The organism is Corynebacterium kroppenstedtii (assembly GCF_016894245.1).
GTDB lineage: Bacteria > Actinomycetota > Actinomycetes > Mycobacteriales > Mycobacteriaceae > Corynebacterium.
In genome coordinates, this window is record NZ_CP069792.1 from 460,541 (window position 1) to 484,663 (window position 24,123).

Annotated in this window: 17 protein-coding genes and 1 tRNA gene; 8 read left to right on the plus strand and 10 right to left on the minus strand. The window is 57.5% G+C overall.

Translation table 11 applies throughout. The annotated features are described in order from the left end of the window. Positions 1-42 precede the first annotated feature (42 nt). Positions 43-1,521 (plus strand): YibE/F family protein, encoded by a 1,479-nt coding sequence (locus tag I6J23_RS02170; RefSeq protein WP_204582349.1) that lies wholly within the window; start codon positions 43-45, stop codon positions 1,519-1,521. 118 nt (positions 1,522-1,639) lie between these two features. On the opposite strand, the gene I6J23_RS02175 is transcribed toward I6J23_RS02170, so the two are convergent. Continuing rightward, positions 1,640-2,995 (minus strand): UDP-glucose dehydrogenase family protein, encoded by a 1,356-nt coding sequence (locus tag I6J23_RS02175; protein ID WP_204582350.1) that lies wholly within the window; start codon positions 2,993-2,995, stop codon positions 1,640-1,642. A gap of 70 nt (positions 2,996-3,065) precedes the next feature. After that, entirely contained in the window at positions 3,066-3,629 is a 564-nt protein-coding gene (gene dcd / locus I6J23_RS02180) for a dCTP deaminase (protein WP_046202128.1), read from the minus strand. Positions 3,630-3,826: 197 nt separating this feature from the next. On the opposite strand from dcd, the gene I6J23_RS02185 reads away from it, so the two are divergent. Further along, positions 3,827-3,900 (plus strand) — tRNA-Gly (locus tag I6J23_RS02185). 66 nt (positions 3,901-3,966) lie between these two features. On the opposite strand, the gene I6J23_RS02190 is transcribed toward I6J23_RS02185, so the two are convergent. The 4 genes from I6J23_RS02190 to I6J23_RS02205 all read right to left on the minus strand — a co-directional run bounded on the left by I6J23_RS02190 (position 3,967) and on the right by I6J23_RS02205 (position 9,271). Then, positions 3,967-5,394 (minus strand): MFS transporter, encoded by a 1,428-nt coding sequence (locus I6J23_RS02190; protein WP_046201954.1) that lies wholly within the window; start codon positions 5,392-5,394, stop codon positions 3,967-3,969. Between the two features lie 97 nt (positions 5,395-5,491). Continuing rightward, complete coding sequence (locus I6J23_RS02195) at positions 5,492-6,742, minus strand: phosphatase PAP2 family protein (RefSeq protein WP_204582351.1); 1,251 nt, start codon at positions 6,740-6,742, stop codon at positions 5,492-5,494. Beyond that, complete coding sequence (locus I6J23_RS02200; protein ID WP_204582352.1) at positions 6,739-7,632, minus strand: PrsW family intramembrane metalloprotease; 894 nt, start codon at positions 7,630-7,632, stop codon at positions 6,739-6,741. The genes I6J23_RS02195 and I6J23_RS02200 overlap by 4 nt, the downstream gene beginning before the upstream one ends. 10 nt (positions 7,633-7,642) lie before the next feature. Further along, the gene (locus tag I6J23_RS02205) at positions 7,643-9,271 is read right to left on the minus strand and encodes a VanW family protein (protein WP_204582865.1); all 1,629 of its coding nucleotides are present in this window, start codon (positions 9,269-9,271) and stop codon (positions 7,643-7,645) included. Positions 9,272-9,450: 179 nt separating this feature from the next. On the opposite strand from I6J23_RS02205, the gene I6J23_RS02210 reads away from it, so the two are divergent. The 6 genes from I6J23_RS02210 to I6J23_RS02235 all read left to right on the plus strand — a co-directional run bounded on the left by I6J23_RS02210 (position 9,451) and on the right by I6J23_RS02235 (position 18,036). After that, complete coding sequence (locus I6J23_RS02210) at positions 9,451-9,993, plus strand: universal stress protein (protein WP_412523849.1); 543 nt, start codon at positions 9,451-9,453, stop codon at positions 9,991-9,993. A 136-nt stretch (positions 9,994-10,129) separates the two neighbouring features. After that, positions 10,130-11,443 (plus strand): DUF3068 domain-containing protein, encoded by a 1,314-nt coding sequence (locus tag I6J23_RS02215; RefSeq protein ID WP_204582353.1) that lies wholly within the window; start codon positions 10,130-10,132, stop codon positions 11,441-11,443. 214 nt (positions 11,444-11,657) lie between these two features. Continuing rightward, positions 11,658-12,968: an anaerobic C4-dicarboxylate transporter family protein gene (locus I6J23_RS02220; RefSeq protein ID WP_204582354.1), complete on the plus strand. Its 1,311-nt coding sequence runs from the start codon at positions 11,658-11,660 to the stop codon at positions 12,966-12,968. Positions 12,969-13,023: 55 nt separating this feature from the next. After that, on the plus strand, positions 13,024-14,190 hold the full coding sequence (locus tag I6J23_RS02225; RefSeq protein ID WP_204582355.1) for an NAD(P)-binding domain-containing protein: 1,167 nt from the start codon (positions 13,024-13,026) through the stop codon (positions 14,188-14,190). A 255-nt stretch (positions 14,191-14,445) separates the two neighbouring features. Continuing rightward, positions 14,446-15,678, plus strand: a complete 1,233-nt coding sequence (locus I6J23_RS02230) for an acetyl-CoA C-acetyltransferase (protein ID WP_060941965.1) — start codon at positions 14,446-14,448, stop codon at positions 15,676-15,678. A gap of 87 nt (positions 15,679-15,765) precedes the next feature. Further along, positions 15,766-18,036 carry a 3-hydroxyacyl-CoA dehydrogenase NAD-binding domain-containing protein gene (locus I6J23_RS02235; protein WP_204582356.1) on the plus strand — a complete coding sequence of 757 codons (2,271 nt, stop codon included), beginning with the start codon at positions 15,766-15,768 and terminating at the stop codon, positions 18,034-18,036. Here I6J23_RS02235 and I6J23_RS02240 read toward each other — a convergent pair. The 4 genes from I6J23_RS02240 to I6J23_RS02255 all read right to left on the minus strand — a co-directional run bounded on the left by I6J23_RS02240 (position 18,017) and on the right by I6J23_RS02255 (position 24,053). Further along, positions 18,017-19,669 carry an FUSC family protein gene (locus I6J23_RS02240; RefSeq protein ID WP_204582357.1) on the minus strand — a complete coding sequence of 551 codons (1,653 nt, stop codon included), beginning with the start codon at positions 19,667-19,669 and terminating at the stop codon, positions 18,017-18,019. The genes I6J23_RS02235 and I6J23_RS02240 overlap by 20 nt on opposite strands. 135 nt (positions 19,670-19,804) lie before the next feature. Further along, the gene (locus I6J23_RS02245; RefSeq protein WP_318744916.1) at positions 19,805-21,373 is read right to left on the minus strand and encodes a glycoside hydrolase family 32 protein; all 1,569 of its coding nucleotides are present in this window, start codon (positions 21,371-21,373) and stop codon (positions 19,805-19,807) included. Further along, on the minus strand, positions 21,373-22,107 hold the full coding sequence (gene budA, locus I6J23_RS02250; protein WP_041629048.1) for an acetolactate decarboxylase: 735 nt from the start codon (positions 22,105-22,107) through the stop codon (positions 21,373-21,375). Before budA ends, I6J23_RS02245 begins: the two co-directional genes overlap by 1 nt. 80 nt (positions 22,108-22,187) lie before the next feature. Then, positions 22,188-24,053: a phosphoenolpyruvate carboxykinase (GTP) gene (locus I6J23_RS02255; protein WP_204582360.1), complete on the minus strand. Its 1,866-nt coding sequence runs from the start codon at positions 24,051-24,053 to the stop codon at positions 22,188-22,190. Positions 24,054-24,123: the final 70 nt, after the last annotated feature.

The following is a 24,123-nucleotide window of genomic DNA, read 5'->3' on the forward strand; positions in this document are numbered from 1 at the left end:
CTGCACTTTTACCGACAGATCCGTCCACTATGAGGAGTCCTTGTGGGTAAACACTCAGCGTCCGGCGACGAACCATACCAGCCTCGTGGCCCCCACACGGCCCACTCTTCACCCCAGCGGCAAACACCCCTTCCGACGGACACCCGCAGGTCACAGGTCAGCAACTCGCGCCGCGAAACTCAGCCACAGATATCAGCGACGCGAGTATCTGCATCCCAAGAAACCTCGCAACCAGCAACAACCCCAAACCCGAACAGCCCACAAACCACCAAGCGCTTTCGGCTAGGCATCACAAACTGGACACTGGGGCAACGCATCCTCGCCGGGTTTTTGCTCATCGGTTTCATTCTCAGCGCTGTGTCCACTTTTGCTCTATGGCCATCGGATACACCGGCCCGCGTCGATAAATCCTTCCAAGAAACATCATCCCTACCCCAAAACATTGCCGACGGAACCGTCGCCGTCACAACTGAGGCAGCATGTGGATCCCCCAGCGTTGGCCGGACATTCGACGACACACCCCGCGAGCCCACCACATCCACGGGCACCTGCACCCGCGCGATAGTCGACATCACGAGCGGCACTGACAAGGGGAAACGTACGCTCATAGAGACGTCCCACAAGCCGGGCGACCCCGACTTACGTGAAGGCGACAAAATCCGCATGACCCGCCATGCCGCTGACGATGGCAGCATGGGGTACGCGTTCAACGATTACCAACGCAAAGTACCGGTCATCGCGTGGCTCATCATCACAGCTATCGCCATGGTGGCGATCGGCTCATGGCGAGGCGCGCGATCGCTCGTTGGACTCGTCATCACGATGGTGATTATCGGCGCATTTATGCTCCCCGCACTCCTGCGCGGCGGCGATCCGCTCTTACTCGCCGTCACGTCATGTGCCCTCATCATGTTCGTCGTGATTTACCTCGTCCACGGGATTAGTTGGAAGTCCAGCTCCGCGCTCGCCGGGACAATAATCGCTTTAGGCCTTGCCGCGGTCATGGCTGGGTGGGGTATCGACGGAACCCGGCTCCGCGGGCTCGGCGAAGAGGACAACCTCCTGGTTCAGCTTTATCTTCCCGACGTCACCGTCCATGGGTTGATGCTGGCGGGATTCATCGTTGGGGCGATCGGTGCGCTCAACGACGCCACCGTGGCGCAGGCGTCCACCGTCAACGAGCTGGCCATCATCGACCGCAAGGCGTCACCGTGGCGGCTCTTCGCGGGCGGTATGCAGGTGGGGCGGGACCACATTGCATCCATGTTGTACACGCTGATTCTCAGTTACGCAGGCGCAGCCCTTCCGATGTTATTGCTGATCACAGCGTCGGAGCGGCCGCTGGGACAAGTGTTGACCTCGGACCTCATCGCGACTGAAATCGTCAGGTCAGCCGTTGGTGCTATTGCACTCGCGCTCGCTGTACCGATTACGACAATCATCGCCGCGGTCACCGTCAAGCCTGATGCCAACGCCAGCAACACAGGAGGACATGGACACGTTCACGTCCACCACCACTAAAGCACGTCCACCATCACTAAAGATCGCATCGACTCGTGGGAGACAGCATTCCCCCATGCCCGCTACTGGACACGGCCGCTGGTAACACCGTCCTGCTTCGCCGTAGATACCGATAACGCTACAAACTGCGCCCCAACGCCCGCACAGACCACCCCGCCTGCGTCCACGCGTCAACATCTAGGCAATTCCGGCCATCGATAATAATTGGCGACGCGACGCACGCCCGCGCCTCCGACGGGTCCAACTGCTTAAACTGCGTCCACTCCGTCGCCACGACCACCACGTCGGCATCACGCAGTGCATCCCACACCGTGTCCGCATACATGAGCGTCGGGAAAACCTTCGACGCATTCTTCATTGCCTGAGGGTCGTACACACTAACCTGGGCCCCCGCGAGGCTCAATGCCCCCGCAACCGCCAACGCCGGTGAGTCGCGGACGTCGTCCGATTCCGGCTTGAATGCCGCACCCAGTACCGTGACCCGTGCGTTGTGCAAGGAACCGCCGCAGGCATCCTTCACCATGCTGACCAATTTTTCCCGACGCCGAAGATTGATCGCGTCCACCTCACGCAAAAAGGTCAACGCCTGGTCCGCACCCAATTCCCCCGCACGAGCCATAAACGCCCGGATGTCTTTCGGCAGGCAACCGCCCCCGAATCCGAGCCCCGCGTTGAGGAACTTCCTCCCGATGCGCTCATCCGCGCCGATTGCGTCGGCAAGCACCGTGATGTCCGCCCCCGACGCCTCGCACACCTCGGACACCGCGTTGATGAAGCTAATTTTTGTCGCCAGAAACGCATTCGCCGACACTTTCACCAGCTCAGACGTCGCATAGTCGGTGACCAACATCGGGGTTCCCTCTGCCAAGGGTTGTCCATAGATCTCCCTGGCGACGTTTTCTACCTCGGAAGCCGAGTTATCCACACCAAGGACAATGCGATCCGGATGAATCGTGTCCTGCACAGCGTGGCCTTCGCGGAGGAACTCCGGATTCCACGCAATATCCACCGACGTCTCCTCAGCGGAAGTGAAGGACCTATCCGCATCCTGCGACGCAACCAGATGATCAGTCAACTGCTGAAGCGCACGCGCTGTCCCCACAGGAACCGTCGATTTCCCGAAAATAATATGCCGCCCCCGCAACAACGGCACCAAATCTGTCACAGCAGAACGAACAAAGGTCATGTCAGCTGCATACGAATTCTTCTGCTGCGGAGTGCCAACACCTAAAAAATGGACATGCGCAAAATCCGCCGCTTCCTGGTATGACGTCGTGAAGTGGAGCCGCCCCGAGGAAATATGCTTCCGAATAAGACCGTCTAAGCCAGGCTCAAAAAACGGCGTCTCTCCGCGCGAAAGGAGCTCGATTTTATGCGGATCAACGTCCACCCCGATGACCTCATGCCCTAATTCCGCCATGCACGCCGCATGCGTTGACCCCAGGTATCCCGTTCCAATCACAGACATCCGCATGCCCATGAATTTACGCGGAAGCCACCGCTGAAGCATGTTCGGACATCGCTCACTGCGAGAATGCGGGCGATCAGCGGAAGTTCATATATGCTCTCGACGCCGTCGGCCCGCGTTGACCCTGATACTTCGAGCCCAATGACCCCGACCCATACGGTGTTTCCGCAGGGCTGGACATCATGAACAACGCCAGCTGGCCTACTTTCATCTCGGGGTACAGAGCGATCGGCAAATTAGAAGCATTCGATAACTCGAACGTGATGTAGCCGTTAAACCCAGGATCGATAAACCCTGCCGTGGAGTGCGTCAATAGCCCCAACCGGCCCAAGGACGACTTCCCCTCGAGGCGACCAGCCAAATCCGCTGGCAGGGTGAACTCTTCCAATGTTGACCCCAACACAAACTCCCCGGGGTGGAGAATGAACGCGTCGCCCTCCTTCACCTCCACTAACGACGTGAGATCTTCCTGCTCTTCTTTGGGATCGATATGCGTATAGCGCGCATTATTGAAGACGCGAAAGTAGCGGTCCAGGCGAACATCAATACTGCTGGGTTGGACCATCGTCGGATCGAAGGGAGAAATACCTAGGTGTCCAGAATCGATTGCAGAACGAATGTCACGGTCGGAGAGAATCACAGGCCATAGTTTACCCCCGGCCTGCCGGAACCCCACAAGCATATGGCTCCATCCGCTCCACTACCACCAGCACGTTGACCGGGAGTTTTGTTGGCTCAAAAGTGGCAATGCTACGGTAAAGGGGGAACATGCGTTGCAGTGTTCGCTGATCACGTTTGGGTCATGCGTATCACGAATTTTTCACAGCAGTTCTTCATGCCGATGTAGTTCAATGGTAGAACTCTTGCTTCCCAAGCAAGCGGCGCGGGTTCGATTCCCGTCATCGGCTCCACATAAACAAGCCCCTGGTCACACGGTTGTGGCCAAGGGCTTGTTGTTTTTATTCCTTCAGATCCAGTTACTCCACCATGTCCATGTTGTGTCGCTCAGGTAGAGCCACAGCACCAGCAACCGCGATGAAGAATGACGCGCCAAATATGGTGAAGACCAATGGTGTTGACCCCCACTCCAAAAAGATCGGAACGATCAAGGGCGCCACCACACCTGCTACTCGACCGACGGCTGCAGCCGCGCCGGTGCCCGTGCCCCGCATCGCCGTCGGATAGATCTCCGGGCCGATCGCGTACAAGGCACCCCACGCGCCCAAGTTAAAGAAGCTCAGCAACAGGCCTGTGATGATGATTCCCGTCGCCCCGGACTGAAGACCAAACAGGATCGCCGACACCGCAGAACCACACAGGAAAACCGACAACGTTAGGCGTCGGCCCCATTTTTCAATCAACCATGCCGCTGCTGCGTAACCGGGCAGCTGCGCCAGGGTCATCATCAACGTGAACTCGAAGGACTTCACCAGCGAGTGCCCCTGCAGATACAGCAAGGTCGGCATCCACGTAAACGCTCCGTAATAGGCCAGGTTGACGAAGAACCACACTACCCACAGGGCAGTCGTGCGGCCTCGCATGTGGGCACTGAATATCGAGGAGTCTCCACCAGCTTTCTCACCTAGGCGGTTCTTCTCCACGGTGACCCCGTCCACCGTGCCCTTCGTGGTATCTCCCTTGGCGACGGACGTCGGCGTCAACGCCACTGCTTCATCGAAAGGAACCGTCGAATCACGTGACGATCCTTTCTCGAAGAGGCGAACGCTGCGCTCGGCCTCCGCAAGGCGACCCCGGCTCTCCAAGAAGCGCACAGACTCGGGTAGTCCGTGACGAACAACTAGGGCGTAGACGGCGGGGACGATTCCCACCAGCAGTGCCCACCGCCAGCCGGGCCAGCCGCCCCATTCCTTCGGCACCAGGAAGTAACCGAGCAGCGCGGACATGATCCAGCCGACCGCCCAGAACGATTCCAACGCCACAACGATGCGCCCGCGGTTCTTCCGCGGGGCAAACTCAGAGACCAGCGTCGACGCGACCGGTAATTCCGCACCAAGGCCCACGCCGACGATGAAGCGCAGGATCAGCAGCATGACTAAGCCGACGGAAAACGCCGCGGCACCCGTCGCGATGCCGTAAGTCAGCAGGGTGAGGGCGAAAACATTGCGGCGCCCCCACTTGTCAGCGAGCAAACCGCCGACGGAGGCGCCAATCATCATGCCCACGAAACCAATGGATCCCAGCCACGAGGCTTGCGTGTTCGACAGGGACCACTCGGCCACCAGCGCGGCCATCACATAGCTGATCAATCCGACGTCCATGGCGTCCAGAGCCCACCCGACACCTGAACCAACGAGAAGTTTGCGATGTTCGCGACCGAAAGGCAATGAATCGAGCCGGTCAGAACGCGTAGGGAGCTGGGAATGGACGGTCTGTGATGCGCGCATATTTATCTTCCGTGAGAGCTTTACGCAGGACAATAGTGCCCATCACACCAATTGAAAAGAGAACCCACCCGAAAGTGTTCAGCTTATCTATTACTTATTATTTATTAATCGATTCACGACGACGGGACATCCACCACGTCTGAACAAGCGGCACCGCGGCAGCCAACGTCCATCCAAGAATAATGTCGAAAACATAGTGCTCAGCGAAGAAAACCAACGCAAATCCCATTGTTAGCGCGTAAATCAACGCAATACTTCCCCACTTCCACCGACGACGGCTGAACAGAAAAGTAGCGAAATACATCGTTATTCCGGCATGCAAGGACGGAATCGCCGAGACCAAATTCGACGACGCTTGTGCTTTAGCGAGCGGGCCTTCGCCCACGGGGACAGGCTCCACAGGACCCAAGGTCGGACCATCAGTGCGTTCCTCACGGCGGGCACCGTCCTGAAAATCTTTGACGCCATCAGCCAGACCAAAGGGGGCAATCTGGCTCCACGCATGGGCAGTAAGGCGTTCAACCCAGGGTTCGGGCGAGTCATTCTTATTGTTCACCGGGCCCAAGATAGAACCCTCACCAGCATGTTCAGCGGAGAACATACACGGCGTATGGGAAGGCTGGTCGGCTACGTCGGCAGGTGTGCACCGCGCTGCCGCCCACGGAGGAGCCGCGGGAACAAAAACATAAATTCCCAAACCAATAAATGAAACGGCGAGCAAACCAACAATGTATCGACGGAATTCCGCGCGCGACCGTAACCATTCAATAAACGCCACCGTGTAGGGCATGAAGAAATATGAGGAATACACGGCCATGAGAATGAATTCCCACCAGGGTGCATGCGCGTAGCGCCAATGTTCTTGAAGCCACACATTCGGCAGTGTTCCGCCGAAAAGCCAGCGATCAACGTCGGGCGCCAAGTGCCATTGGACCGGAATCCCCATCCAACCGACGACGGTTTTAATTCCCCGATATGCGAGCAAAAAGAGAATGAACGGGCCCCAGTCCACCAGTATGTAGGCCAGGCGACTGTGCCCTAACGAATAAATTGCGAAACCGACAAAAAGCAGTGGAACCAGCAGCGATACCACTTCCGACCAGCCGGCGAGTACACCGATCGCACAGACTGCCACTGCCCATAGGGTCATCCCCACACGGCGCGTCGTGACTAATTGATCCTGCGAAAGAGATCGTAGCCCCGGAAGCCGATAGCGATACGTACCTCTGTTAGCGAACCGACGGCGACAATGCTTAGTCCACCGCTCCTTCACCGATCGATCTCGACTAGCTCGATCCTTGAGACTCTGATCATTTTTGTGATCCGGATAGATGTCAGTCGCTGTCACGCAACCTCCCACGAAGACGTCGATTTGCGACGAGAGGTCGACCGCGACCACACGATCAGAGATAGTAATCCGAGCACGCTGATGAATACGACGCCGATGTGCAGGATCCACAAGGATGTTCCGTCCCACACAGCGTGCAGCATGACCGCGGTTACCCAGGCCCAGGCAAACACCCGTCGGCCATTGCTCGGTGCAGGCGTATCAGCGCACCGCCACAACGCCCACACCGTGAAGCCCGTCCACGCCACGTGGCCCGCCGGGGACAAGAGCCCACGCAGCAAGAGGGTCGCACTCACGGCGTCCACATTCCCATGCGTAGCAATAAGCGCATTAAGGCCGTACCCCATCGTTTCCAGCACGGCGAACCCGGCACCGGAGGCGACGCCCAGCACAACACCCATTCCCGCAGTCCGGCGCCGACCCCACAGGTAAATCACTCCGGGGACAATGAGCTTGGCCGTTTCCTCGATGACGGCCACAGCCAACATGCCTAACCAAGGCATGCGGTGTAAGACGTCGAACTCTAGCGAACCTGCAGTGGTTGTCCCGACGATTCCGCCGAAAACAGCGGTGAGCGCAACCAGCCCCTCGTGGCCGTGAACGCGCTGGTCGGCAGCGTAGGCAACAAAAAGCACAGCAAGCGGAACCGTAACTGCGCCGATGAGGAGCAGCGTCGGAAAAAGATTGAGGTTATCCGTCCGAACCATGACGCGCATCACGACGGAATAGGCGATAACGCCGACGACGAGGGTCACCAGCCCCCACCCAACTCCTCGACGGCGCGACGAACCCGAGGGGCTACCTACAGCGTCCGAGTATGGGTCTCCCGAATATGGATCGGGGGATGCCGGTCCCTGTGACGACAAATCACGGGGCGAAGGAAAGCTCACGAGTACCTCTCTAAGAACAGGTTATTTTTGGCGACGGATCATATTTGGTTGTCGTTGTATCACGGGAAATTTCCTGCCCGGTGGATAATGACGTCACAACGCGCGTATCCGTCACGGTGAATCCTTGAGACCCCGATGAGGGATGACAATCAGGACCTGACAATTGCTGTGAGGATGGGCTTGTGAAGTTTGTTTTCTCCCCCTGAATAGAATCCACTTTCACCTGTGGAATGCCCTTAATCTGCACAGTAATATCATCATCACCGGTGAATGCTTTAATCATGACCGGCGTATCAAAAGGATTTTTAAATTTTAAATCAATAGAGCCTTCGTACACGGTGGCTTCCCGGCCCGCAGGGTATCGAGAAATGTAATAACTATGAGGCGTATGTGCCACATCGGTCATTCCCGCGAAATAGGTGGCGTTATAGAGCGTCGTAGCAAACTGGCTGATTCCCCCGCCAACGCCTTCATCCGAATGGCCGTTTTTAATGATGCCGGCTTTCACGAATCCCTGCGCTTCCCCACGAGGGGCCGTGAATCCATTCAGGCTAAAAGTTTGACCTGGAGAAACGATGGCACCATTCACCATTTCCGCCACGCGGCGAATGTTGACCCCGGAATCCGCCGCATATCCCCCCGTCGTGAATTCCCCCATCGTCTCACGAAAATCCGCCTTTTCAGCGATCTCCGTTGTAAACGTCGCTTTATCATCCGTGTAGGCGACGTCATAATCACGGACAGTGGTATTCGTTAATTTCCCTTCCAAATCATCGAGGGTTTTTGACCAGTTAATGCTCACCCCATCTTGGCTAGGCGATGTGACCGTGACCGAACCGTCGTCGCCAATAAGGACATCTGCATCCTTCTTTGTTCGCTCGGTGGAACTTAATTGCGAGGAAAGAATCGACTTCGCGGCGCTGTCGTCGTAGTCGGCTGTGAAATGGTCACCATCGGCCCGGAAGGTGATGATTTGCCCCATATCTTCTGGGGTAATAATTCCGCTCACATCATCGCGGCCCTTAAAAATTAACGGGCCGGAGACCACTTTATTGAGAACGTCCCGCTCGGCCTGCTTAACTGCTTTTTCGCCGATCTCAGGCTTAACTTCTTCAGCCGGAATCTCCACAACGCGTGTGGTGTTCAACCAATGTTTTGAAACATTCTCAGCCAGTTCATCATGGTTAATCTTTTGACCAGTGACCGGATCTTTAACGTCGGCTTTACCGTCGGAACCTATAGCGAGTTCGGCATTAACAGGCTCCCGGGTGAGCTCTTTATCAACACGCTGGAGTGCATTGTCTAAGGAACCCTCATCGACATCGTTAACAATGCCGACTTCGCGGGTTTTCCAAAATGACTCAATCCTGGTCCACGGATTCTTCGGTTGATGGCCGGCATTCTCGATTGTTTGATCCCAATCCACCCGTAGACCGGACATCGTCGGATCAAGTGACGAGGTCATATCGCCAGCGTTAATAGAGACAGGCTCGCGAACCTTATCTCCTAGTTCATTGCGGAGCATGGTATCCGCACTCGATTTACTCATTCCACCAATGCTGACGCCACCTACCTTGACGCCACGGGGCACTTGCCCCTGACTCATTACCAGATCAGTGGCATACGCAATTCCTGCCATCAGCAACAGGAAAAGCAGGAAACCCAGTGACCACCAGGCAGCACGGTGATGTTTTCGTCCGGGGCCAGCGGACGTACGCGCGTGTTTACTACTAGACACAGCGATTAGCTTATATGCACTAACCCCGTACCTAAACTAAGAGACCTACACTGGGACCGTACCTACCGAGAGGATTTCCTATGCCTGACACGACTTCAGCTCACCCAGAACCGACGAATCCAGGCCCTGACGCCAACAATGGGGACCACAAAGACACCATGCTCATCGCCTACGACGGCTCCGTCGAAGCGAAGAGGGCACTAGAATACGCGGGCCGCTTCCTCAGCACGCCCCGCGCGTATATTTTGACGGCGTGGGAACCGCTCCAGCACCAAGCTAACCGGGGCGTCGGTGCCTCCATGGCTGGCGCCATTTACCAACCTGCCGACAACCCCGAGGACGGCGACCCCGCACACGCCGAGGCCCTCCAAACGTGCAAAGAAGGGGTAGAGATCGCCCGCGAGAACGGCTTTGAGGCAGAACCGTTCTTGGTGGAGTCCGCTACCACCATCTGGAGCGCCATCGTCGACGCCGCCGAAGAACTGCGCGCTGACGTCATCGTGTCCGGAACACGGGGCCTCACCGGGTTCAAGTCGCTCTTCCAGGCCAGCGTGTCTGATAACGTTTTGCGCCACTCCGGCAAGCCAGTGCTTATCGTTCCTCCGCTTCCCGACAACAAATAGTTGCGATCTGAGGCCCGTCGGTAGTGTTAATGCCCGCCAACGCCCGCCCGGTGCCTCGGCGACTGGACCACGAAGTAGACGCAGATCGTATCCCCCACCTAGGGTTAGAACATCACACCGTCGATGAGGAGAGTCCGTGAATGCGAACGCGGGTGGCCGCAGCGTCTTGTCCAGACTTCCCGGTAGCGCATTCGGCGCGCGGCACCGCCGAGCTATCACCCGCAGCTCTCTGTGTGCCGGCGCCATTTTGTTAGTCATTGCCATCGCCGCGCCGACGTTCATCGTCCCCTCGCTCAAAGAATTGCCGGCGAATATCGACTACGACGTCTCCACTGCGCCAACCCGGGGGATTCTCATCGACTCGGCTGCCTTCAAGGCCGGTCATCCGTCCGCGTCTCATTCCTCGGACCCGGCCTGTGTCGGGCGATCCATGCCGACGCGCTGCTATATCGAAACAGAGGTGCCGCTGCGGACGAGTGAAAAAGTAACGACGGCGGCGTCGTCGAAAAAGACGACAAAACTTCGCGCAGTATCGACGCTCTACGCTGGAGACCTGGACACTCAGGAAAGGAAGAATGGCTCGGACACGAAGCGTCAGACGAACGCGGATAATGAGATCGGATCGATCCACGACGAAGTCGTACTGAACCGACACACAGCATTCCCTTCGAAAAAGCCTGAATCCTCCGTATCGGTGGATCTATCTGCTCTGGGGCTGGGTGACGGTGTGAAGGTATCCACCAACGATTTTGTCCGCGATGGCTACCAATTTCGATTTCCCTTCGGGTCCGAGCGACGGTCGTATCGGTTCTTTGATGCTGCCACCGGTACCGCCACACCTATCGACTTTGTCAACGCGATTCAACAACGCGGGAACGGTATTTATTCGAAGGGAATTGATGTTTATCAATTCAGCCAGGACCTGGGGCCCGTCAACCTTTACGACGCGCAACGACGGCTTATGGACAATGCGGGCAATGCGTCGGAGGAGCAGCGGCAGGAATTAGATCAGCTTCGGCGGAATATTCCTGCGTCCTCGTGGGGATTAAGTTCTGGTGCCCCCATCCAAATGGATCCGTACTATGTGGCTTCCCGAACTATAAACGTTGAGCCAGCTACCGGAATAATAACTAATAGTTCGGCCACGTTATGGGTTTTTTATGCCCAAAATTACAATGAGGCAAAAACGATTAAGGAAAACCAGGATAAGGAATTAGCGCACCCTTCCCGAACTATGCTTCACTTCGACGCCTCATGGGATGACCGCACGAAAGAAGCCCGGTTACACGATATTCAGAATGTGATTAAGCCACTGAATATCTGGAGTAAGGCAGTTCCCTGGATAACAGGAGTGAGCGGGATGATCTTAATCCTGGCTGGGCTGTACTTGTACTTCGACGCACGGCAAGCTATCCGTCGGCCTCCAGGGAAATCCCCCGAATCCCTTTAATCACTCTCATTAGGTGAGAACGTTAACGCGATGGGCACAATAACCGCTTGGTTGCGTTAGCTACGTGATCGCTCCGCTATTTGATCAAAATCACAGTAATTAGAAATATCACACCGACTTAAGTGATTCAGAATGGCGTCGGGCCCGTCACTAGCCCTAGTCTGTTCTCGGCTCATCATCACAAAAATTAAAATTGCGCTGAACGGAGTGACTGATGATTTGGTTTCATCTCCTTATCGTTCTTGCCTTCATTATTCTGGGGGCTCGTTTCGGGGGAATTGGCATTGGATTCGCGGGTGCAGCAGGTGTCCTAGTACTCGCCATCACTGGGGTCTCAACATCGACAGACGATATTCCGTGGGCTGTTATCGGAATCATCATGGCTGTTATTTGCACCGTGGCCGCACTGCAAGTGGCCGGGTCCATGGATTACTTGGTTCATCTGACGGAACGACTATTGCGTAAGCACCCGCAACAAATCGTCTACTTATCTCCCCTGGTCACGTTCGTCATGTCACTCCTGTGCGGAACTGGCCACACCGCATATTCCGTCATCCCGATCATTGTCGACGTCGCTAAAGAACGCGGGATTCGCCCGTCCCGTCCTCTATCCATCGCCGTCGTGGCGTCACAAATTGGTGTGGCAGCCTCACCAATTTCTGCTGCTATGGCCGCGTTGGTCGTCGCTTTGGATCCCTTCCATGTTGGATACTTGCAGTGCTTAGCGATTGTTATCCCGACGACATTCATCGGGTGCGCAGCTGGAGCATTTGTTGCCGCTCGACAAGGTAAAGAACTGGCTGATGACCCCGTCTACCAGGAGCGGAAGAAACAAGGCCTTGTGAAACCGTCGGCAGCCGGTATTGAAAACTACACTCCAGCTCGGAGTGCAGTCCCTAGTTTGTTCGTCTTCCTACTTGCTCTTATTTTGGTTGTCGCCTACGCGACGGTCACTTCAAAAGAGCTAGGCATTGTCCATAACCCGCCCCTGAGCGCGACACTGGCGATCATGGCCGTCATGCTGACCGCGGCAGCAGTCATCTGCGGTTTAGCAAAGAAACCCTTCGGCGAGATCACCACTCAGGAAACTTTCCGTTCCGGCATGACCGCAGCTATCTGCATCATGGGCCTCGCGTGGTTAGGAAATATGTTCGTTAGCCATTACGCCGACACCATTTCGCACAGCCTCTCTGGAGCCCTACATTCACAACCGTGGCTCTCTGCCGTGTTCTTTTATTTCGCCGCTCCCCTGATGTTCTCCCATGCTGCGACAACATCCGCCTTCATGCCGTTGTTCGTAAAACTCGGTCTCCCCGCAACAGCATTGGTGGCCAGCTACCCTGCGGTGTCTAACTACTATTTGCTCCCTAACTACCCGACGACGGTTGCAGCGATGGAAATGGACGACACCGGTTCCACCCGCGTGGGCAAAACACCGCTCTCCCACCCCTTCGTCCTTCCCGGCACGGTATCCATTACAGTGTGCGTTCTTCTGGGATTCCTTGTGGCGCCGATCCTGCTGTAAACGCGCCTGCCACTCCCACCTGCCACTCCCCTGCGCTTAGCTACACTGAGGAGGCATGAAAGACCACTACCGGGCAGTCGTTATTGGTGCAGGACAAGCTGGTCTTGCCGGCGCTCATGAACTCGTCCACCGTGGTCTCACACCCGGGGACGACTTCCTCATTCTTGATTCCAATGACGGCCCCGGCGGTGCCTGGCGAAACCGGTGGGACTCGCTCACGTTCGATGCCGCCCACGGGATTGCCGACCTCCCCGGCTTACCGCTCGGCGACCCTGACCCGGACATTCCCGCGTCGCGCGTCGTCGCCCAGTACTACGGCGAGTATGAGCGGAAATTCGAACTTGCCGTGGAGCGCCCAGCCAAAGTCATCGGCGTCTGCAACAGCGAAGAAAACACTGACGTGCTCACCGTGGTGTGGGTGAAAGGCGGGACGTGCTCTTCTGTGACCTGCAACGTCGTCTTAAATGCGACGGGAACGTGGACGCACCCGTACATTCCCTATATTCCCGGCATTGCGGACTTTCAGGGCAAACAGCTCCACACAGTGAATTTCACTACTGCCGACGACTTCGCGGGCAAGAAAACGCTGGTCGTTGGGGGTGGCTTGAGTGCCGTGCAGTTTCTTCTTCAACTTGCCCCTGTGACAGAAACGATGTGGGCAACTCGTCGGCCACCTAATTTCACCGACCGCACATTCGATACGCGGTGGGGCCGCGATGTTGAACAAGCTGTTCGCGAACGCACCTATGCCGGCGACGAACCCGCCAGCGTGGTACGAACCACCGGCATTCCGCTATGGGATACCTACCTCAACGGTGTCCGCGAGGGCGTCCTGGTGAGCCGCGGAATGTTCACCCGCATTACTAGTGACGGCGTTGACTTTGAGCCACCGACATCGGCGTCGGCGGATGGTCTTGGGCCCAGCTCATCCGATCACCTCGCTGTTCCCGAAAGCTGGCAACCGTACGACGCCCACCACCACGAAACCGTCGACGTCATTTTTTGGAACACGGGGTTCCGCCATGCGCTCGAGCACCTCGCACCGCTGAAATTACGCATGCCCGGCGGCGGCATAAAAATGCGCGATGAAGTGCGCGTTGAACGAGATCCACGCATTTTCCTCCTCGGCTATGGATCGACCGCCTCGACCGTGGGTGCTACGCGCGCGGGCCATCGAGGGGGACGCGCAGCCATGAAATACCTGAACCATCATTCATCGTAGACGTGGCTGAGCTGGGGAGATAGCGAGCTAGATAGGAGGCCGTAGCTTCAAGCGTCGCCGTCGGGCACCCCCATGAAAAATTTATTCCTGTTCTCCCGACACATTTCCACCCCACTCACATATAGTGACTCATAACACATTTAAACGGGTATGTGAGTGCGCTCGCACACCACCTGCACGAACGCGCACGAATGCGTACAGACTGCACGAACGCGTACGCACTTGTACGACAATGATCAACCAGGGAGAAACCACATGGCACCTGCCGCCGAGACCCAACCCCAAGCATTCATTTACGAGGCGCTTCGAACACCCCGTGGCAAAGGGAAAAGCACGGGCTCGCTGCACATTGCGAAACCGATCACACTCCTCACCACGCTTATTAAAGAAATTCGCCGGCGCAACCCCGATATCGACGAACAACGCATCTCCGACGTCATCACCGGCTGCGTGACACCCGTCGGGGACCAGGGAATGGATATCGCGCGGACAGCGGCGCTCATGGCGGACCTCCCCTACTCCGCCACCGGCGTTCAGGTGAACCGCTATTGTGCGTCGGGCCTCAGCGCGGTCAACTTGGCCGCCGCTAAAGTTCGCTCCGGGTGGGATGACCTCGTTCTGGCCGGAGGGGTGGAATCCATGTCTCGGGTTCCCATGGGATCCGACGGCGGAGCCCTGGCGATGGACCCCGAAACTGCCTTCCACACGGACTTTGTTCCCCAGGGAATTTCCGCCGACCTTATTGCCACATTGGATAATGTCACACGAGAGGACGCCGACACCTACGCGGCACGGTCTCACCAACGCGCTGCTCACGCGTGGGCTGAGGGCCGTTTTGCCAACTCCGTCGTCCCGGTCACAGACCAGAATGGCCTCCAGCTTCTCGATAAGGACGAAACCATACGCCCTGACGCGACCGTCGAATCGCTATCCGGGCTCAAGCCGTCGTTCGCCAAAGTGGGGAGGATCGGTGGTTTCGACGCGGCCGCACTGACCCGGTACCCGCAGGTTCAGCACATCAATCACATTCATCATGCAGGCAATTCCTCAGGCATTGTCGACGGCGCCGCCATGACGCTCATTGGCACTGAACAAGCTGGTACCGACATGGGGCTTACTCCCCGTGCTCGCGTCGTGGCCACCGCCACCACCGGCGTCGAACCAACAATCATGCTGACCGCCCCCGCACCTGCTGCACGTGCTGCACTCCATAAAGCGGGGCTCACCGCCGACGATATCGATGTGTGGGAAATTAACGAAGCCTTTGCAGCCGTCGTCCTCCGCGCACAGCGCGAGCTCCAAATTCCCGACGAAAAACTCAACATCAATGGTGGAGCCATCGCCATGGGCCATCCGCTCGGCGCGACCGGCGCCATGCTGATCGGACACGCCGTCGACGAACTCCACCGCTCTGGCGGCCGCTACGCGCTGATCACACTCTGCGTCGCTGGTGGTATGGGGGTCGCCACCATCATCGAACGCATCTAGTCGATGGTGAAAAGCAACATCTAACCAATGTTTACCCAGGCCAACGCCGACACGAATGACCACACTCACCAGCCCAAGGAGCCTACGATGACCAACACAACGATCCACTGGGACACTGACGATTCCGGAATTGTCACCCTGACCATGGATGATCCCGCCTCACCCGTTAACACGATGAACGACGCATTCCGCGCGAGCCTCCACGACACGGTGGAGAAACTCACCGCGGCCGTCGACGACAAGGCAGTCACGGGCGTCATCATCACGTCTGCGAAGAAAACGTTCTTTGCCGGTGGCGACATTACCTCCATGATTAACACGGGCCCCGACGACGCCCAAGCCACCTACGACATGCTAACCAGCATGAAAAAAGACCTCCGGGCGCTGGAAACGCTCGGTGTTCCCGTTGTCGCCGCCATTAACGGTGCTGCCCTCGGCGGCGGGTTAGAAATCGCATTGAGCTGCCACTACCGCATCGCCGCCGATGCTCATGGTTCCACTATTGGCCTTCCCGAAGTGACTCTGGGTCTTCTGCCAGGTGGTGGCGGTGTGACACGCACTGTCCGCATGCTGGGGATTCAAGAAGCACTCATGTCAGTGCTCACCACGGGCAAGCGCATGCGTCCTGAGCAGGCTAAAGCACTCGGCCTCATCGACGATGTCGTCGCCTGTGACACGCTCATCGACGCCGCACGCGATTGGCTGTCCAGCAACCCTGAACCTTCGCAGCCATGGGACCGTGAGGGCTACCGCATTCCTGGCGGAACCCCCACATCGCCCAAGCTAGCGAGCATTCTTCCTTCATTTCCCGCGACGGTGACCAAGCAAATCAAGGGCGCTCCCATGCCCGCGCCGAAAGCGATCCTTTCCGCAGCGGTTGAGGGCGCACAGGTGGACTTCGACCACGCCCTCGACATAGAAACCCGTTACTTTGTTGAGCTGGTCACCGGACCTACAGCGACCAACATGATGCAGGCGTTTTTCTTTGATCTGCAGCACTGCAATGGCGGGGGTTCGCGTCCCAAGAATGTCGAAAAGAAAAGGTTCAAAAAGCTGGGCATGGTCGGCGCCGGAATGATGGGCGCAGGCATTGCCTACGTTGCCGCAAAGGCGGGGCTAGAGGTCGCGTTGAAAGATGTCGAACTGGCCAACGCCGAACGCGGAAAGGCGTACTCGGAGGGGCTGGAGAAGAAAGCACTGGACCGGGGACGTACCACCACCGAAAAATCGCAAGCACTCCTGGACCGCATCACACCGACAGCCGACTACGCCGACCTTGCCGATTGCGACATCGTCATCGAAGCGGTCTTTGAAAACACTGAGCTCAAACACAAAGTGTGGGCCGAAATTGAGGAGGCCGTCCCCGACGACTGCCTCCTCGGATCCAACACCTCGACACTGCCGATCACGGGCCTCGCCGAGGGCGTCACTCGCCCCCAGAACTTCATCGGCATCCACTTCTTCTCTCCCGTGGACAAAATGCCGCTCATCGAGGTCATCAAGGGTGAGAAAACCGATGACGAGACTCTCGCCGGGGCGCTCGACTTTGCGCAACAAATCCGCAAGACGCCCATCGTCGTCAACGATTCTCGCGGGTTCTACACATCGCGCGTCATCGGGTTCATGCTGGATGAATCCCTACGCATGCTCGCCGAGGGCATCGACCCTGCCGTCATCGAAGCAGCAGGCCGCCAAGCCGGCTACCCGGCACCGCCCTTGCAGCTGACCGACGAACTCAATCTCAAGCTCGTGCGCAAAATCAACACCGAAAACGCCAAGGCCGCCCATGCAGCCGGTGTTCAAGTTGACGACGGAGGCGTCGCCACCATCGTCGATGCGATGCTCGACGACTATGACCGGCCAGGCAAACTCGAAGGCCGAGGGTTCTACACCTACACCGACGGGAAGCGCACTGGTCTATGGGATGGCCTGTGGACGGAACTAGGCGCCGGACGTGTGTCCATCGGTGACTACGAAACAAAGGTTTCCGACAGGGACCACGTTGGACGACGCGACGATGCCCCTAACCAGCCCTCCGAGGGTGCCCCCACCTTCGCTGACCTGCGAGAACGAATCCTTTTCGCCGAAGCTCTGGAAACACAGAAATGCGTCGACGAGGGGGTACTGATGGACGATGCCGACGCCAACATCGGCTCCATTATGGGGATCGGATTCCCTGCGTGGACTGGGGGAACGCGCCAGTACATCAAGAACTACGCCCGGCCTGAGGATGCTGACCTCCCCGCCGACGCAGGGGACGATTACCCCACCCGAGGTATCCCCGGATTCGTCGCACGTGCTCGTGAACTCGCAGCGAAATACGGTAAACGCTTCGAGCCTATGGAGTCATTGACGTAGGCCTGGCCGCGACCAGCACGCGCTTCATGAGGTCGCTGGCGTTGTTCGTGTCGAGCGGAATCCCATCAATCGTGGGCAAGCGTCGGATCATTTCGTTCAGTGCCCGGCGCGCCCGCCGCGCATCAATCACCTCGTCGGGGTTTTCGACCCAACAGCCGCACAACACGACATACGAGAACTCGTTAATCAGCGCCGAGAGGTCCTCCCACTCGGCCAGGTCCTTGGGCAAGTCACGAGCATATAGTTCCTCCATCCGACGAGATGCGCTGAGCTCGAGCAACACTTGGCGACGCGCCACTATGCCCGGACGCGTCAGGTCCGTCCGCTCCGCCACATAATCCAACAGGAAACCGTCGGCAAGAAGAACACGACGAGCCTGCCTCCGCACGATCGACGTCGGCGCCCGAGAGGACCCTGTAACCCACAACACAAAGAGAGCCACGATGGCGCCGATAATTGTTTCCCCTGCGCGCTGGGAGACAATCTCGGTTGCGGTCAAGTTGTTGGTGGGTGCGGTGTTAAGAATCAGGAGGATCATTGCGGTGATCCACACCGACCCCAACGCGTAGTTGCGCCCAATGGTGAACAGGGTGGTCGAATACAGAAGGGCACAGATCAAAAGCAGAGGTACCGTCGGTGGATCGATGACATGGATTACGCCGAATAAGGCGATACCTACCAACGTGCCGACGACGCGATCGAAACCGCGGTGCGTTGTGCTAATCCGGTCTTTGCCCAAGCTCAGCACCATGGCTGAGGTCATCACCGCCCAATACGGGTGGCCAAAACCCAAACCGTAGGTCAGCGCCCCTGTCAGGAAGATCGACATGCCCATGCGCAGTCCAATTTGCACTGCCGCCGAGCGAAAACTCAGCGACCATTTCACACGACGAAGAGCCGACGGCGGGCCCAAATGCGGCGATACGCGCGACAATTTCGGCGGGTGGTCCGCATTCACGCGATACTTCATCCTGCGGAGTGTATGCCACCGACGCCACACAACAGCTTCTACGAACTGCGTGTGGATATCCCGGGTCTTTTTCTCAGCGTACCGGCCGAATGTCGACAGTGGCTTGAGTTGGCGCCCCCAACCATATCCCAAGCGCACATCCTCCAAGGCTGTAAAAACTGCTGCATGCGCCGTCACACGACGTCGGGCGGCTTCTGTGTGCGTCAGATTTTCCTCACGCATCGCCGCCACGGCGTCCTCCGCCGCGGTGATGTCGTCGCGCATCGCTTTGTTGCGGTCCACCAACTGCAAACCCATTGAAATACACAGCGCCATGACGTACCCGCACGCACCTGCTGTCACCAGAGTTACCCCGTCGACACCCCTGGTGGGTAGGTATGTTGCCACGGCACAGGCAATGACGTACTGCATGGCGCCCGGGGGGAAGGTAATCAAGCTGTGGTAAACGATGCTGCCGAAGCAGCCCATCAGTGCCATCACCACAACCATGACCAAGATGTTGCCGGAGATCACAACACCCAATGCCTGCGACGCGACAAAGCACACGCCGAAAACGATAAGAATGCGGAGCCGGCGTAGCGGGGGCATATCACGGGCCGACATTGCGATGAATACGCCCGTCAGGCCCGGCATGGCCAGCACTGGCGAGAAAACAATGGCCAATGTGAAAAGAGTAATGAGGCCCGTAATCATCCCGTGGATCGTGTACCGACCCGTCCCCGGAGATTCCGGCAGAGAGAAAAAGTTACGAACTTCCCGCCCGGAAAGCTCTATAAACCTGTTCCACCATTTCACCAGCTATGACCACGTCTCCTCGGCCCAATGATCCCCACGATTCAAAAATAGCCGCGAGGTCAAGGTGTACCCCGCAACGCCAGCTTCCATTATCGATCCGTCCACGCTCAACAACAATTCCGCCTTACCAATATGGTTGCGATAATTGTCAATCGCCTCAGACAGAATCATGACACCGCGAACATCGGGTCCGTCGTGGTACGACTGCTCCGTCCGATCGATGCGAACCAGCAGGTCACCGGCTTTGTTGCGCATCATGTCCACATCAATATGGACTCCGTCCGCCGACACTAACCCCAGGTGGGAGCGATGACGTGGCTCCGGGATATCCCGACGCACCCCCACCATCGTGCCGTACACATTCGTTTCGGGGATGATCGCGGAATCAATCACACCCGACGCCACATCTGCGGCCGCCGACGACGTCGTCACGAATTCTTGAACGAGTCGCCCGCCACACAGGCGAACACGTCGCGGCATCGTCAGACAATGAACCCACCCATCGTCCGCCGTCGGCTGGTCATCCGCATCCGGCAAACCGGCCCAGGCGATCATGATCGCATCATTGACGGCTGCATCATCACCCGTCACTGGCGCGAACCGGGCGGCATAAAACTCGTGGCCCAGATCCAGTTCACTGCACCCGCGTTCAATGTGGAATGTTGTCCCTTCAAGCCGGCCAACCCAATACACACACTGTGCTGAACTGGCAAAATGATGCGCGTGCGGTGAGACACCCCGCATGCTGACCACGAGAACATCCTTATCCTCCCCCGTTGAGCAATCACGCATACGGAGCAGATTGGGATACTCCCATGTTGACGCCTCCGGGACGATATCAAAGGTGTCGCCCTCCTCGGCATCCGTTGTGTCGAGGGTCAAGGGACCGTCCGCCGTCCATGTCCGCAGATTATCCGAGCGGTACAAGGTTAACGACGGCTCCTGCACCGAACCCAAAACCATCCGCCAGCCCCCGTATGGCGAATCGGGGTCTCGGAACACGAACGGGCCACAGGCTCCCTCTGGGGAGGAAGCGCTATCTAACAAGGGGTTATGACTACTTGGGCGACACCACCCGCCATGCCGGCCACTGGTGTCAAACAAGGCGGCCAGGTTCACCGACGCGTTGCACCAATCTGCTGAAAAATGACCGGATGCTGAGTCTTCGGCCGGCGTCGAGTTGTGAACGCGACGCCCCTCCCCCTGAGGAGCAACAATGCCCGTATACACCAGACGCACGGTGCCGTCGTCGTCACGAACAGCGCTGCCTGACAAACACCCATCCCGGTCATAGTCGTGGTTAGGAACCAGCACGTCCGGGTGGAAGCGCCATTCGGATCTCAGCCGCGGGGTGTGCCCATCTGGGCCCGGGGTCACCACAACGCTGGCATGCCCCCAGCGAAGGCGTGAATTCTGTACCGGGAAGCGCTGGTCATGGGCAAAAAAGACATGAAGACGCCCGTCATCTGTCACCACACCGTTGGGTGCCATAAGCCTGCCACCCGCCGGCGTCACATGAAATCGCGGACGCCACGCCTCTATCACGTTCGCTCCTCGACGGGCCGTAGACACTAGTCTTTCACCTCGGTTGTGTGGAGTTTCTCGTCTAAATCCTCCGGGGCGAGGTTCGCACGGGAGAAATCTTGCGTCAAGGGGAGCTTAAGCTCGAGGTCCGTCCCGGGGCATAGTTCAATGACGCCCTTTTCAAGCTCGAAGTCCAAGACGTGGCCACCGCTGGTGCGATCGTCGTCAATAAAGTGCACGTGACACCCGGGAACCGAAATCCCTTTTTCGTAAATGGGGGTGCGGAAGCCAGCGATGACGCCCGATACGTCATTAAATACCTGGGCGGCATCCTCCTCAGTGACCTTGTGCATGGGCCGATAGGGGCGCTCTTGGCGAACCACGGTGCGAGTTCGCACCTCAGTGAATTTTCCGCGGATACGCAGGGCATACATGTAGTTTTCTGACGGGGTCATGCTGTCGATAAATGACGACAGGTCCGCCCGGCTGATGTGTGATGGCGCTTCGCGGACAATGCGGGGCACGAAGTTCGTTGCCACCGCGTAGGGTGTCCGCTGTTCGAGCTCTGCGGGGCGGGCTGTTCCGTCGTGTTTCAGCTGGTAACAGACACCGTCAATAATGACCATCTCACCATCGAGGGCATCGAAGGTCCCCAACCCGAAGTTGCCTTTCCCAAGCAACTCGCCGATGGTCATTTCTCCGTCGTAAATACCATCCAACAAAGCAGTCATTAGAGAGTTCTGGAAGATGGTGTGTCGCACTACTGGATGATCATGACTCATGGCCAGCAATATTACACGCATAGGGCGCACATCAGAGAAGATGTGCGCCCTTGGCTTGCTTCCTTCAGAAGAGAAAGGTTTTACTTCTTCTTCATGTCATCCAGGGCTTTCTTGCCATCCTTATTGGCTGTCTTAATCCTGGTCTTGAGGAAGTCGAACTCGTCCCAAATTTCTTGGGGGACCTTCGGACCCAAGCTCTTCAACCAACCTTCGGTATCGGAGAGATCCATCTGCCATTTATCCGCAGGTGCGGTCAGCGCAGCTTTGACATCCTTGGGGTCTGTGTCTAGGCCATCGATATCGATGTCCTTCGAGTAGGCGGTGTATCCGACCACCGTCCTCTTTGCATCGACGCGCCCCTCGATCCGATCCACGATCCACTTAAGGACACGGCTGTTTTCGCCGAAGCCCGGCCAGAGGAAACGACCGTCGTCGCCGCGGCGGAACCAGTTAACCAAGAAGACCTTAGGCAGCTTGTCTCCACCCTTCTTTCCGATGTCCAGCCAGTGCTGGAGGTAGTCGCCCACGTTGTAGCCGATGAACGGAAGCATGGCCATGGGGTCGTAACGAAGGGTACCGACCTTGGCTTCGGCAGCTGCGGCGGTTTGGCCGGAGGCTAGCGTTGCACCGATGAAGGTTGCGTGCTGCCAGTCGATAGCCTCTGTCACCAGCGGCACGGTATCGGGGCGACGTCCACCGAAGAGAATCGCGTCGACCGGCACGCCTTTCGGATCATTAAACTCTGGCGCAGCTACAGGGCATTGTTCGATCGGAACGCAGTACCGAGAATTCGGGTGCGAGGACAAGCAATCCTCGTCTGGTGTCCAATCCTTGCCTTTCCAGTCAATGAGGTGATCAGGCTCATTCTCCAGGCCTTCCCACCACACATCGCCATCGTCGGTCAACGCGACGTTGGTGAAGATGTTGTTTCCTCGCTCCATGGTCTTCATGGCGTTAGGGTTGGACTTGTAGTTGGTTCCCGGGGCGACCCCGAAGAAACCATTTTCTGGGTTGACCGCATATAGCCGACCATCGTCACCAAAGTGGAGCCAAGCGATGTCGTCGCCGATGACCTCGGCTTTCCAGCCGGGGATAGTCGGTTGAATCATCGCTAGGTTAGTCTTACCACACTGAGAGGGGAATGCCGCACAAATGTGGTATGGCTTGCCCTCCGGGGAGATGAGTTTCAGGATCAGCATGTGCTCTGCCATCCAGCCTTCATCCTTGGCCATGACAGAAGCAATACGGAGGGCGTAGCACTTCTTTGCCAAGATGGCGTTACCGCCATAGCCAGAACCGTATGACCAGATCACACGGTCCTCAGGGAACTGTGTGATGTACTTCGTCTCATTGCACGGCCACTTGACGTCTTCTTCGCCTGGCTCCAGCGGGTGACCAACGGAGTGAAGCCCCTTAACAAACGGGCCATCACCGATCTTGTCGAGGGCTTCCTTACCCATGCGGGTCATAATGCGCATCGACATCACAACATAGCCGGAGTCGGTGAGCTCGATCCCTAGCTTGGGGTCGGGATCGGTGATCGGGCCCATGCAGAATGGAACCACGTACATGGTCCGCCCCTTCATGGAACCCTTGAAGTGCTCGCTCATTTCGGCACGCATCTCGTCCGGGTCGCGCCAGTTGTTCGTCGGGCCGGCGCCATCTTCAGTCTTCGAGCAGATAAAGGTCCGAGACTCGACTCGAGCAACATCTGCAGGGTCAGACGATGCTAAGTATGAATTGGGTCGCTTTTCCTCATTAAGCTTGACCAGCGTCCCCTTCTTGACGAGATCCTCCGCGATAGCTTCCCATTCTTCGTCAGAGCCGTCGCAGAAAACGACCTTATCGGGCTGGCACAGTTCAGCACACTCCGAGATCCATTCGAGCATGTCTTGGTTCGTTGTAGGGGCATTACCTTCGAATCCCGGGATCGTAGGTACTGACATAGGATTACCTCCTCAGATCGATGTAGTGGGCCGGTCGCTTACACGGTTCTCAATCCCGCTCCCGGCTTCC

What these genes read in the sequence shown, in the direction of transcription:
- I6J23_RS02230 (WP_060941965.1), top strand. Translation starts at nt 14,446, where the DNA reads ATGGCACCTGCCGCCGAGACCCAACCCCAAGCATTCATTTACGAGGCG.
- I6J23_RS02175 (WP_204582350.1), bottom strand. Translation starts at nt 2,995, where the DNA reads ATGCGGATGTCTGTGATTGGAACGGGATACCTGGGGTCAACGCATGCG.
- I6J23_RS02205 (WP_204582865.1), bottom strand. Translation starts at nt 9,271, where the DNA reads ATGGCAGGAATTGCGTATGCCACTGATCTGGTAATGAGTCAGGGGCAA.
- I6J23_RS02220 (WP_204582354.1), top strand. Translation starts at nt 11,658, where the DNA reads ATGATTTGGTTTCATCTCCTTATCGTTCTTGCCTTCATTATTCTGGGG.
- I6J23_RS02210 (WP_412523849.1), top strand. Translation starts at nt 9,451, where the DNA reads ATGCCTGACACGACTTCAGCTCACCCAGAACCGACGAATCCAGGCCCT.
- I6J23_RS02225 (WP_204582355.1), top strand. Translation starts at nt 13,024, where the DNA reads ATGAAAGACCACTACCGGGCAGTCGTTATTGGTGCAGGACAAGCTGGT.
- I6J23_RS02235 (WP_204582356.1), top strand. Translation starts at nt 15,766, where the DNA reads ATGACCAACACAACGATCCACTGGGACACTGACGATTCCGGAATTGTC.
- I6J23_RS02190 (WP_046201954.1), bottom strand. Translation starts at nt 5,394, where the DNA reads ATGCGCGCATCACAGACCGTCCATTCCCAGCTCCCTACGCGTTCTGAC.
- I6J23_RS02255 (WP_204582360.1), bottom strand. Translation starts at nt 24,053, where the DNA reads ATGTCAGTACCTACGATCCCGGGATTCGAAGGTAATGCCCCTACAACG.
- budA (WP_041629048.1), bottom strand. Translation starts at nt 22,107, where the DNA reads ATGAGTCATGATCATCCAGTAGTGCGACACACCATCTTCCAGAACTCT.